Here is a 12,169-nt window from a genome sequence, read left to right as displayed (position 1 = left end):
CACCCAAAGAACCGCTGTTTAGCCGCCGCACCCTGCGCCTGGTGCTGCTGCAAGGGCTGAGCGTACTGGCAGTGCTGGTGGGGGTGTTTGCGATCGCCTACTACCGGGGGCAGGGCGAGTTCGATGCCCGCACCCTGGCTTTTACGACGCTGATCATCGCCAACCTCAGCCTGATTTTGACCAACCGCTCCTGGTCGCGCCCGGCCCTGGCCACATTAAATACCCCCAACCCGGCGCTCTGGTGGGTGCTGGGGGGCGGCGTGGTGTTTTTGGGGCTAGTTCTCTACGTGCCGCTGCTACAAACCCTGTTTCGCTTTTCGACCCTGCACCCCATTGACCTGGCGATCTGCATGGCGGCGGGGGTGCTCAGCACCCTGTGGTTTGAGGTGCTAAAGCTGTGGCCCCACAAGGGCAAGCAACATATCAGGTAAAAGCTATTGCTTGTAAGGTTCGGCACCCATGACTCACCCTGGAAATCGCCCCCATGCCCCGCAACTGGCCACGTTTTGGAGCCTATCCACCGACCAGGTGCTTCAGCAAACCCGCTCTAGCCCCACAGGGTTAAGCAGCCCAGACGCCAAACAGCGGCTGATCGAATACGGTGCCAACAGCCTCAAGCAAACGCGTCAGTCCAGCCCGTGGCTGCTGTTGGTCAATCAGTTCAAGAGCCCGATTATCTTGATTCTGATTTTTGCGGCGGTGCTATCGATATTTCTACAGGATGCGCTTGATGCGATCATCATTCTGGTGATTGTTTTGGTCAGTGGGCTACTGGGGTTTTGGCAAGAGCAAGGAGCCTCAAACGCGGTGCAAAAACTGCTGGCCCTGGTGCAGGTCAAAGCCACCATTCTGCGAGATGGTCAGGCCCAAGAGATTGCCAATCAGGCGGTGGTGCCGGGTGATATCGTGGTGCTCTCCGCCGGTAAAACGATTCCCGGCGACTGCCTGATTTTAGAGTCAAACGATTTGTCGGTGGCAGAAGCCGCCCTGACCGGAGAGACTTACCCCGTGGACAAGTTCAGCGGCGTGCTGCCTGCAAATACTGGGCTAAGCCAGCGCACCAATTGCCTCTACATGGGCACCAATGTGATTAGCGGCACCGCCACCGCCGTGGTGGTGCAGACCGGAAAAACCACCGAGTTTGGCAAAGTGTCGGAGCGGCTGAAGCTCAGACCCACAGAGACCGAGTTTGAACGGGGGCTAAGCAAATTTGGCTACTTCTTAATGGAAGTGACGCTGATTTTGGTGGTGTTGATTTTTGTCGCCAACGTCTATCTCGATCGCCCGGTATTGGCCTCCTTTCTATTTTCCCTGGCGCTGGCGGTGGGGTTGACGCCGCAGCTGCTGCCTGCGATCGTTAGCGTCAATCTGGCTCGGGGGGCGAAGAGAATGGCGACCAAGCAGGTAATTGTCAAGCATCTCCCCGCCATTGAAAACTTTGGCAGCATGAACGTGTTCTGTACCGATAAAACCGGCACCCTAACCGAAGGCGAAGTCAAAATTCATGCAGCGGTCGATGCTACGGGGAATACAAACCAAGATGGAGCCTCGCCCCAGGCTGATCGCGTTCTCTTCTACGCTTACCTCAATGCGGCCTCTGAGTCCGGCTACGTCAACCCAATTGATGCCGCCATTCGCGCCTACAAACCCTTTGATATTTCTGCCTATAAAAAGCTCAGTGAAGTGCCCTACGACTTTAACCGCAAACGGTTGAGCATTCTGTTCAAAACCGAGGGTGGGTCTCTAATTATCACCAAAGGCGCTTTGAAAAATATTTTAGATATTTGCTCAACGGTGGAAATAGCCGAGGGAAACACCATTGATATTGCCGATCAGCGCCAAACCCTACTGCAACAGGCGGCAGATTTGGGCGGTCAGGGCTTTAGAACCCTGGGCGTGGCCTACCGCAAGTTTGATCACGATTCCTGCCGCAAAGACGATGAAGTGGCGATGACCTTTTTGGGCTATCTGGCCCTCTTTGACCCGCCTAAGGCAGGCATTGCTGACACCCTCAAAGCCCTAGAGGATCTGGGGATTACGCCCAAGATGATTACCGGCGACAGCAGGGCGGTAGCGATGAGCATCATTCAGCAGGTAGGTTTGCCTGAGCCCAGGGTGTTAACTGGGTCAGAGCTAGAGAAACTCAGCGATGAGGCCTTACTGCACCAGGTGCAACACACCAATGTCTTTGCGGAGGTAGAACCCAACCAAAAGGAGCGCATCATCATCGCCCTCAAAAAAGCGGGCAATGTGGTGGGCTATCTGGGCGACGGCATTAACGACGCCTCGGCGCTCCACGCCGCCGATGTGGGCATCTCGGTGGAGAGCGCCGTCGATGTGGCTAAAGAAGCCGCTGACATTGTGCTGATGCAAAAGAATTTGAATGTCTTGGTCGAGGGTGTCAAAGAAGGCCGGGTGACCTTTGCCAACACCCTCAAATACGTCTTTATGGCCACCAGCGCCAACTTTGGCAATATGTTTAGCATGGCAGGCATTTCGCTGGTGCTGCCCTTTTTGCCGCTGCTGCCCAGCCAAATTTTGCTGACGAACTTGCTCACCGATTTCCCAGAATTGACCATCGCCACCGATCGCGTTGATCGCGCCCAGGTCAGTCAGCCACATCGCTGGAATATGGGCTTTATTCGCAACTTTATGCTGGTGTTTGGGCTGCTGAGTTCGGTGTTTGACTACCTCACCTTTGGGGCACTGCTGCTGGTGCTCCACGCCGATCAGGCTCAGTTTAGAACGGGGTGGTTTATGGAATCGGTGATCTCGGCTTCGATGATTGTGCTGGTGATTCGCACGCAGCGGTCAATGTTTCAGAGTAAGCCCAGTCGAGCGCTGTTGTTTACGACGATCGCGATCGCCTTGATTACGCTCTTTCTGCCCTATACTCCGTTGGCCAGCCTGCTGGGGTTCCAGGCATTGCCTCCTGAGTTTCTGGCCTTGCTGGCCGCCATTGTGGGGCTCTACATTCTCTCTGCTGAGACCGTGAAACGAGCGTTCTATCGCCGTGTGAAATTTTAATTACAGCCGTAGTTCCATTGGTGAAGCCATCCAGAAACCCTATGAACGTTTGAACGTTCAAACGTTTTAGGAGAAATGTCTCAACCAGATTGGCTACCGCTATACCTGCCGCTAACGAATCAAAACCAGCGTTCCCGCCACGATCAAACCTGCCCCTGCACAGGCTTTTAGGGTCAGCGGCTCACCCAAAAATACAACAGACAGCAGCACAATCAAAACCAGGCTCGACTTATCAATGGGAGCCACCAGCGACGCTGGGCCCAGCTGGAGGGCGCGAAAGTAGCACAGCCAGGACAGCCCCGTAGCCAGCCCCGACAACACCAAAAATACAACTGTTTTGGGTGAAATCTCTGCCAGGGGCTGAAACTCGCCCCTGGCCCAGACCATGCCCCAGGCCACCGCCAAAATTACCACTGTGCGAATGGCGGTGGCCAAGTTGGAGTTGATCGCATCTACGCCAACTTTGGCAAAAATCGTGGTTAGCGCCGCGAAGAAAGCCGACAGTAAGGCAAAAATCCACCAGCTGTTGTTCATCGGTACCGGCCTTCAGCCATGCATGGGGTATGTCAAGAACAGTTTATAAGACTGGCCGGGCTGGCCCTGGGGCTTACTATTTAAGGGCAATATTTAGCGTCAACGTTAGTGTCAACAGCTGCGATCGCACCCTAGCCCAAAGTCTTTCCCCACCATGGCCAAACTTCGTAAACATGCAGAACGTCACTACGCCGATCGCATTGGCTGGTTGCGCGCCGCTGTGCTGGGCGCTAACGACGGTATTATCTCCACCGCCAGCCTGGTAGTGGGGGTGGCGGCGGCCAATACCGACCCTAGCGGGGTGCTGGTGGCGGGCATTTCGGGCCTGGTGGCCGGGGCCACGTAGCCGTTGGCATTGCCCGTGTCACCCTGCTCGGGGCGCTGGCGACGGTAATGGCCATCGCCGTGGGCAGCCTGTTTGGCACGGTGGTATAGCTTATTCAGTAGCATTCGCTGTAGAGCACCTTATTTTCTAGCACCTTATTTTCTATTTTCTGGCGCGTCCCTAAGCAGGTCATTGCGCTCTCCACAGCAGTTTACAAGGCTGGATGACGCCGCGGTGGTGCGATCGCACCACCGATTACTCCGTCGCAGCATTCACTCAGTCAGCAGAATCATGCAGATGAATACTGCGACGAGCAAATTGTCGGTACAGAGCCTCAATAGCAAAGGCCAGACTAACCATCGCCACCACCACCCAAAGGTTGCGCGGCTGGGTTTGGGCGGTGTGCTGGAGCAGCACGATGACCGCTCCCAGACAGGCCATTGCCCCTAGGCCCGAGATCCATCGGTAGCTGTGGGTCTGCTGGTAAAGCCGCACGTTGGCAAAATTGACCGCCGCAAAGATCATCAAAAATCCCGAGCTACCCATAGTCGAGATGCCCGAGACATCAAACACATTGGCCACGATCAGGGTTAAGCCGCTGGTGATCAAGAGTCCTTCGATGGGCTGATTCCAGATTTTTTTCTCCAGGGCCACGGGCAGCTCGCCAGACTTGGCAACGATATAGCTGAGGCGAGAAGTGCCGTAAAGGGTGGCATTGAGGGCCGAGGCGGTGGAGAGTAAAGCTGCGATCGCTACCAGGCTAAAGCCCGCCTGGCCCATAAACGGTTTTGCCGCTGCCGCCAGGGCGTACTCTTTTGCTGCCACCACTTGGTCTAGGGGCATCGATCCCACAGCGGTACCGGCGATCAAAATATAGAGCACCAGCACAAAACTCACCGCTGAATAGTAGGCCCGAGGCAGCGTGCGCTCGGGCCGTTGCACATCTTCGGCGGTGTTGGCCATCAGCTCAAAGCCCTCAAAGGCTAAGAAAATAATCATGCCCCCCGAAATGATGGCCAGGGGTGAGGCCCAGCTAGCGGGCTGAAGCCTTGAGGGGTCAACGCCTCGAATGCCCAAGGCAATAAACAGAGCCAGAATGCTGAGTTTAAAGGCCACGATCCAGCTTTCGACTCGACCAATTAGATCGGCGCTGAGCAGGTTGAGGCCGGTGACGCCGATAATTGCTGCGCTAATTAGCCCGTGTTTGGCCCAGCCCTGGGCAGATTCAGGAAAAAAGACCGACCCATAGCTGCCAAAGGCAGAGGCATAGAGCGACAGCATGACAATGTAGCTCAGCCACAGCAGCAGGTTCAAACCGCCCGTAAAGACACCTGTACCGTAGGCTTTATTTAAGAAGGTGACAGTGCCTCCCCGGCTGGGGAAAGTGATGGAGAGCTGGGCGTAGGCGTAGGTGGTCAGCAGGGCGATCGCCCCGGCGATCGCAAAAGCTAGCGGTGCCCCACCCTGGGAAAGCTGCACCGCCAACCCCAAGACCGCAAAGATGCCGCCGCCAACCATCCCCCCGACGCCGACCGCAACAACTGACCAAAACCCCATTTTGTGTTGTGCCATGGCTATAGACTCTACGTCAGTAAACGGCCCTGAGTTAGTGCCGCCCCAGGGTATAGCTAGGCCAGCCGCCCAAGCGCCTATCTAACAAGGTAGGCTAGCAGGATTTCATTATGTCAAAAACTTCGCATACTAACTATTAGCGCACAATTTATTGCACTTAACGCAATTACCATGGCGACCTCTCTAAAAACGGGTCAATCTTCTCCGGTGGTGTCTACCCTGCCCCACTGGCAGGAGGTACGGGCTCCCCACGGCCTAGGCTACCGCATTCGCCTGATGGCCCAGCTGATGACCCGCTGCTTTCAAGAAAAGCTCGACCCCTACGGCCTCACCCCCTTCCACTGGGTGGTGCTGTGCTGCCTCTGGGAGCAAGACGGTCAGGCCACTTCCCAGATTGGCGAAAAACTGAGCCAAGTGGGCGGCACTATGACTGGTGTGATCGATCGCATGGAAGAGCGTGGCCTGGTGCGGCGCGATCGCGATGCCCACGATCGCCGCATCTGGCGCATCTGGCTGACAGATATAGGCCGCGAGATGGAAGCGATCTTGCCCCCCTTTGCTTTAGAAGTGCGAGAAGCCGCCTTTGCAGGCATCACCGAGGCCGAGCAAAAACTGGTGTCGGATGTGGTCGATCGCGCGATCGCCAACCTCACCAGCCCGTAGCAAGGTAAAGGATTTGTAGCGTGCATTGACGCGCTCATGCACTATCCCCCCAAATTTTCGATCCCGTATCCTTGCCCCCACGAAACTCCCAGGACTCAACCGTTCACAACGCCTCACCCGCTTTTTTGCTCCCCAATTACTACGCATACTAATCATCTTTACCCTTAGTTAATCGAGGCCGCAGCTATGGCTACCCAAAAATTCACCGCTGACCAGTGCCAGGATGACCACCGGGCTGATGCCCCTACAATCTCTACGCCGGTTCAGTCACCCTCAGCCGATCCAGCCCCGATGGATGAGCCCCAGCAATCGACCATCCCAGCATCCTCAGCACCATCGGCCAAACCGCCCAAGCGCCGTCCATCGCTGCCCCTGATGGTGCTAGCGGGGGCAGGGCTGATCGCCGGAGGAACCATTGGCAGCCGCTGGTGGGCCTACGCCTCCACCCACGAAGAAACCGACAACGCCCAGCTCCAGGGCCATGTCTACCAAATTAGCAGCCGCGTACCCGGCAAAGTGGAACAGGTAGCTGTGGACGACAACCAGCCGGTGGTCGCCGGAGATCTGCTGGTGCAGCTAGACCCCCACGACTACGATGTGGCGGTGCAGCAGGCCCAGGCTGCGCTGGCGACGGCCCAGAAGCAAGCCCAAGCCGCTCAAGCCTCAATCTCCCAGGCTGACACCAGTGCCCAGGCCCAGGTGACCAGCGCCCAGGGTGGCATTACCGGCGCGGCGGCGGCGATCGCCGATGCCCAAGCCGCCCTAGAGGCGGCTCGCGCTGGGGTGCCCGTAGCCCAGGCCCAGCTTGACCAGGCCGAAGCCACCCTGCAAAAAGCCGCTACCGATTACCAGCGCTACCAGACCCTCTACACCCAGGGAGCCATCTCGGCCCAAGACCGCGATGGGGCCAAACAGGCCTACGACATTGCCCAGGCCCAGCGCCAGTCGGCCCAGCAGCAGGTGACCCAGGCCCAGGCCAAAGTCACCCAGGCTCAAGAGGGGGTCGCCAAAGCCCAGGCCGAGCTGCAAACCAGCCGGGGTAGCCTGCAACAGGCCCAGGCCAGCGGCGTGCAAACAACGGTCAACCGCAGCCAGTTTGAGGCGGCCCAGGCCCAGATCGCCGAAGCCGAGGCCAGCCTGAAACAGGCCCAGCTTCAGCTCAGCTATACCGCTATACAAGCCCCCGCCGCTGGCGTTGTGGGCCACAAGACCGTGGAAGTGGGGCAGCAGGTGCAACCCGGCCAACCCCTGATGGCCGTAGTCGGCACCGACCTCTGGATCGAGGCCAACTTCAAAGAGACTCAGATTGCCCACATGCACCCCGGCGAACCGGTTGAAATTACCGTCGATGCCCTGTCTGGTCATACCTTCACGGGTCAGGTCGAAAGTCTTTCTCCCGCGTCGGGCGCGCAGTTTGCTCTATTGCCCCCCGACAATGCCACCGGCAACTTCACCAAGGTCGTGCAGCGAATTCCGGTCAAAATTAGCCTCGACCCGGCCAGTGTAACCGGGTTTGAGGGCTGGCTGGCACCGGGGTTGTCGGCGACGGTGAGTGTGGATACGGCGGAAACCCCGTAGGGGCAGACACAAGGGTCTGCCCAGTGCAACGTTCATGCCCCAGATCCCCATTCCAATGAACGGTTGCCGTCGGTCTTTCTGGGCAGGGTGAAATCCAAATTCCAAATTCCGAAACATTTTTATCGTAAACATTCTGGGCAGACACGTGGGTCTGCCCCTACGGAATCATTCTTGATATGTCTAACGCTATTACACGCCGCACCTCTTCCCCGGTTCAAAAACGTGCCTGGCTGAAGTGGGCGATCGCCGTGACCGCCTCCCTGGGGGCCATGCTGGAGGTGATCGACACCAGCATTGTCAACGTGGCGCTGACCGATATGCAGGCCAGCGTGGGGGCGACCATCAGCGAGATTGGCTGGGTGGTGACGGGCTACGCGATCGCCAATGTGATCATTATTCCGCTCACCGCTTGGCTGGGGGATGCCTTTGGCAAGAAGCGCTATTTTGTGTTTTCGCTGCTGGGCTTTGTGGTGGCCTCGGTGCTGTGCGGGCTGGCGGGCAACCTCTCGGCGCTGGTGGCGTCGCGGGTGTTGCAGGGCTTGCTCGGCGGCGGGCTGCTGGCCAAGGCCCAATCGATTTTGTTTGAAACCTTTCCGCCCGAGCAGCAGGGGGTAGCCCAGGCGGTATTTGGGGTGGGGGTGATCGCCGGGCCAGCCATTGGCCCTACACTGGGGGGCTACCTCACCGATGCCCTAGGCTGGCGCTGGATTTTCTTCATCAACGTGCCGGTGGGGATCGTGGCGGTGCTGATGGCGGTGATCTTTTTGCCCGCCGACGAGCTGCACCCCAATCGCCCGATTCCCAAGGTGGACTGGTGGGGAATTGCCTTGCTGGCGATCGCCCTGGGCAGCCTGCAAACCTTCCTCGAAGAAGGGGAGCAGGACGGCTGGTTTGAGTCTTATTTCATTACTCTGCTGGCTATCACCGCCAGCGTGGGGCTGCTGCTGTTTATTTGGCGAGAGCTGTCTACCACCCAGCCTGCGGTAGATCTGCGGGTGCTGCGGCACCGTTCCCTGGCAGCGGGCAGCGTCTACTCGGCGGTGGTGGGCATGGAACTATACGGCACCCTGTTTGTCATCCCCATCTACGCCCAGACAGTGCTGAACTATACGGCCCAGCAAACCGGGCTGCTGATTATGCCGGGGGCGCTGGCCTCCGCCGTCACCATGGTGGTGATGGGTAAGGTGTCGGGCAAAATCGATGGCCGGGTGCTGATTGCGGGGGGCAGCATTTTCATTGCCATGGTCATGTTTAACCTGGCTGACCTCAACCCCAACACCGGCAGCGACGCTCTATTTTGGCCGCTGCTCTGGCGCGGCGTCAGCATCGTGCTGATGTTTTTGCCCCTCAGTCTGGTCACCCTGGGGCCGCTGCCTAAAAAAGATATTCCGGCAGGGTCGGGCTTTTATAACCTCACCCGGCAGCTAGGGGGCAGCATTGGCATTGCCCTGCTGGCGACGGTGCTCGATCGCCGCCACGCCTTTCACCGGGCCGTGCTGGTGGAGCATGTCACCCCCTACGACTTGCAAACCCAGGAGCGGGTAAATGCTCTGATGGGGGCGATGCAAGGCCAGGGGGCCGATGCCGCCACCGCCCACCAGCAGGCGCTGGCGCTGCTGGATCAAACCCTGGATGGGCAGGCCATGCTGCTGGCCTTTGAGGATTTGTTTTGGGTGGTGGGGCTGATCTTTCTGGTGACGCTGCCGCTGCTGTTTTTGCTGGGCAAGGGCGATCGCCCGGTGCCGGCGGGAGGCCATTAACCCCGCATGAAGAATAGGAGATCTCCCAAGGATCTCGCTTGACTAAATAGGGCTCTCGCCAGAGCATAGACACTCAATATTGGTAGCGTTAGCGGAGCTAGCATCCTTGAAACGTCGAGCACTATTGGCCTTAGGCCTCGGTGGTTTTACCGCAGCGGTAGGGCGGCGCTATTGGCCTCAAGCCCCTACGAGCAACTATTTAGCCAGCACTGCCGCAGGGAATGATGCCCTGCTTAACTTTATGGCGGCAGGGGATGTGGGGACAGGGGAACGAGCACAGCACGCCGTAGCCCAGGCCATGATTCAGCATCAGCGGGTGACCCCTTCTCCCCTCGTTTTGCTTACGGGGGACAACATCTATGAAAACGGAGAAATTGAGAAAGTTGGTCGGGTTTTTGAGCAGCCCTACGCCGAACTGCTGCGGCAAAATACAAAGTTTTATGCCGTCTTAGGCAACCACGACGTGCGCACCAACCACGGGGAAGACCAGGTTAACTATCCCGGCTATAACATGGCCGGGCGATACTACACCTTTACTCAGCAGGCGGTGCAGTTTTTTGCCCTAGACACCACCCAGGCCCTCGATAGCGACGACAAATCGCCCTGGCGCACCCAACTCGCCTGGTTTGAGACCGCACTGCGGCGATCGCAGGCTCCCTGGAAAATTGTGTTTGCCCACCATCCGGTCTATTCTTCGGGCCAGCATGGTTCCCAGCAGCCTCTGATTGACGATCTCTCGCCCCTGGTTGCCGAGCACGGCGTACAGCTCTATATCAACGGCCACGACCACAACTACGAAAGAACCGAGCCGATCGACGGCACCACCTACATCACCTCGGGCAACGGCGCGAAGCTGCGCTCAGTGGGCCGCTCTGACTGGACGGCTGCCGCCAGCTCTCAGCTCGGGTTTACCGCCTTTAGCGTCTATGCCGACCGCATTGAGGTCAACGCCATCGACACGAACAATGCCGCCTACGATGCAGTCTCGATCGCCATGACCGGGGCCCAGGGGGCTTTTGCTCCGGGGGCGCGATCGCTAAGCCTAGCATGAGCATTGGAGGCCAGCGATTTCCCCCCAATGCTCATCTCCCCAGGGCTTGGCCGCTACTGCCGCTACTGCCGCTACTGCCGCTACTACAGATGGGGTAAGCCGGCTGGGTGCGATTGGGTGACGGCGGGGGCCGCTGTCGCCGCGATCGCCGCCTGGAGCTGGTCGATCGCCGTCACGTACTGGCTATCTTGCTCGGTGCCGAGGCGATCGGGGTGCATCCACAGGTCGCGCTGGGCGGATTCGGGCGACTCGGCCAGCACGTCGGGGGCAATGCCTTTGTGGTTAATGTCGGCCCCCGAGGGGGTGTAGTAGTGGGCGATGGTGACATTGAGCCCCGAGCCATCTCGCAGGCGGTTGACCGACTGCACCAGGGCTTTGCCAAAGGTTTGGGTGCCTACCACCTTGGCCCGGCCATCGTCTTGCAGCGCCCCGGTGAGCACTTCGCTGGCGCTGGCCGAGTTGCCGTTGACCAACACCACCAGCGGTTTATCGGTAATGGCCGTGCGGTTGGCGCTGACTTCTTCGGCTTGACCAGCCCGGTCTACGGTGCGTACGATCGCCCCTTCATCGATCCACATGCGGGCGATCGCGATCGCCTGATCCAAAATCCCCCCCGGATTGTTGCGCAGGTCGAGCACGTAGCCTTCGACCTGCTGCTGTTCCAGGCTTTTAATCGCCCGCTCCATCTGGTCGGCAGACTGGGCATTAAATTCATTCAGACGCAGGTAGCCAATGCGCTGCCCCTCGGTTTCCCGCAGGGCCGAGGTCACCACCGGCAGGTCAATACGGGCACGGGTGAGAGTAATGCTAAAGGGGGTCGTATCGTTGCGCTGCATCAGCAACTCTACCGTCGTGCCCGCCCCACCGCGAATCTGACTGGCGGCAGCCTCCACGGTCATGCCCTGGGTCGAAGCCCCGTTGATCTGCAAAATGTGATCCCCCGGCTGCACATTGGCGGCCATCGCCGGAGACCCCTCAATCGGCTGTACCACCAGCAGCGCCTCAGTCTCGGGGTCAAGGGCAAGCCGCATCCCCACCCCCACCAGTTGGCCACTGGTCTGGCTCGAAAACGCCTGAAACTCCTCCGGCGTCATAAACCGAGTGTAGGGGTCATCGAGCTTGGTCAGCATAGCCTCCAACGCTGCGTAGGCGGCGTCCGGCGAGGTGTATTCCTGACCCAGTAGCGCCTGCCGCTCCTGCACCCAGTCAACCTGGTTAAAGTTGGGGTCAACATAAGAGCGTTGCACAATTTGCCAAGCCTCGTCTAAAACGCTCTTGGGGCTGTCTTGCCAGGCGGCCCAGGCCGTGGTGGTGAGCACTGGTAACCCAATCAGCGTCAGGGTTGAGGTGAGGGCCAGGGCTTTTTCGGCGGGCGACAGGGCGGCGATTTTAGACGTTAAGGCAAACCGACGGCGACATTGAGGCATAGCACAGCAGTAGGGTTGAAAGTACTAGCCACAGAACGGTAGGGAGCTGAAACCAGCGATTGTCGGCATCTCCAGAATGCCAGGGCAGAGGGCCTGCTGCCGCTGGGTCAGACCAAATAGTCTGTAGATAGCTCTGAGCGTAGCCGATTGCTATGGCAGACCTGTGACAGAGGTTTGACAATCCCGTAGTGGTCGGCTTAGGCCATCTCCCCCAGATCGATCCGATGTCGTG

At 58.6% G+C, this 12,169-nt stretch carries 9 protein-coding genes and 1 pseudogene; 7 read left to right on the top strand and 3 right to left on the bottom strand.

The window, feature by feature from the left end; all coding sequences use genetic code 11:
* On the top strand, positions 1 to 431 hold a 431-nt coding region (locus IQ273_RS10410), incomplete at its 5' end, for a cation transporting ATPase C-terminal domain-containing protein (protein WP_194023099.1).
* Between the two features lie 28 nt (positions 432 to 459).
* Positions 460 to 3,027: a magnesium-translocating P-type ATPase gene (mgtA, locus tag IQ273_RS10405; RefSeq protein ID WP_194023098.1), complete on the top strand. Its 2,568-nt coding sequence runs from the start codon at positions 460 to 462 to the stop codon at positions 3,025 to 3,027.
* A gap of 111 nt (positions 3,028 to 3,138) precedes the next feature.
* Here mgtA and IQ273_RS10400 read toward each other — a convergent pair whose 3' ends face one another.
* A complete protein-coding gene (locus IQ273_RS10400; protein WP_194023097.1) occupies positions 3,139 to 3,561 on the bottom strand; it encodes an EamA family transporter in 423 nt (140 codons plus the stop codon).
* Positions 3,562 to 3,715: 154 nt separating this feature from the next.
* Between IQ273_RS10400 and IQ273_RS10395 the strand changes: the two are divergent.
* Positions 3,716 to 3,901: pseudogene (locus IQ273_RS10395) on the top strand (VIT1/CCC1 transporter family protein); the annotation flags it as partial.
* A 261-nt stretch (positions 3,902 to 4,162) separates the two neighbouring features.
* On the opposite strand, the gene IQ273_RS10390 reads toward IQ273_RS10395, so the two are convergent.
* A complete protein-coding gene (locus tag IQ273_RS10390) occupies positions 4,163 to 5,458 on the bottom strand; it encodes an APC family permease (RefSeq protein ID WP_194023096.1) in 1,296 nt (431 codons plus the stop codon).
* 171 nt (positions 5,459 to 5,629) lie between these two features.
* On the opposite strand from IQ273_RS10390, the gene IQ273_RS10385 reads away from it, so the two are divergent.
* The 4 genes from IQ273_RS10385 to IQ273_RS10370 all read left to right on the top strand — a co-directional run bounded on the left by IQ273_RS10385 (position 5,630) and on the right by IQ273_RS10370 (position 10,510).
* The gene (locus IQ273_RS10385; RefSeq protein ID WP_194023095.1) at positions 5,630 to 6,121 is read left to right on the top strand and encodes a MarR family winged helix-turn-helix transcriptional regulator; all 492 of its coding nucleotides are present in this window, start codon (positions 5,630 to 5,632) and stop codon (positions 6,119 to 6,121) included.
* 186 nt (positions 6,122 to 6,307) lie between these two features.
* Entirely contained in the window at positions 6,308 to 7,699 is a 1,392-nt protein-coding gene (locus IQ273_RS10380; RefSeq protein ID WP_194023094.1) for an HlyD family secretion protein, read from the top strand.
* Positions 7,700 to 7,875: 176 nt separating this feature from the next.
* Entirely contained in the window at positions 7,876 to 9,459 is a 1,584-nt protein-coding gene (locus IQ273_RS10375; RefSeq protein ID WP_194023093.1) for a DHA2 family efflux MFS transporter permease subunit, read from the top strand.
* 106 nt (positions 9,460 to 9,565) lie between these two features.
* Positions 9,566 to 10,510 (top strand): metallophosphoesterase, encoded by a 945-nt coding sequence (locus IQ273_RS10370; RefSeq protein WP_228052743.1) that lies wholly within the window; start codon positions 9,566 to 9,568, stop codon positions 10,508 to 10,510.
* An 83-nt stretch (positions 10,511 to 10,593) separates the two neighbouring features.
* On the opposite strand, the gene IQ273_RS10365 is transcribed toward IQ273_RS10370, so the two are convergent.
* The gene (locus IQ273_RS10365; protein WP_194023091.1) at positions 10,594 to 11,937 is read right to left on the bottom strand and encodes a S41 family peptidase; all 1,344 of its coding nucleotides are present in this window, start codon (positions 11,935 to 11,937) and stop codon (positions 10,594 to 10,596) included.
* Positions 11,938 to 12,169: the final 232 nt, after the last annotated feature.

The organism is Nodosilinea sp. LEGE 07298, assembly GCF_015207265.1.
Taxonomy (GTDB): Bacteria; Cyanobacteriota; Cyanobacteriia; order Phormidesmidales; family Phormidesmidaceae; genus Nodosilinea.
Note: the sequence above shows the minus strand (reverse complement) of the source record. Positions and strands in the feature narration are given on the sequence as shown.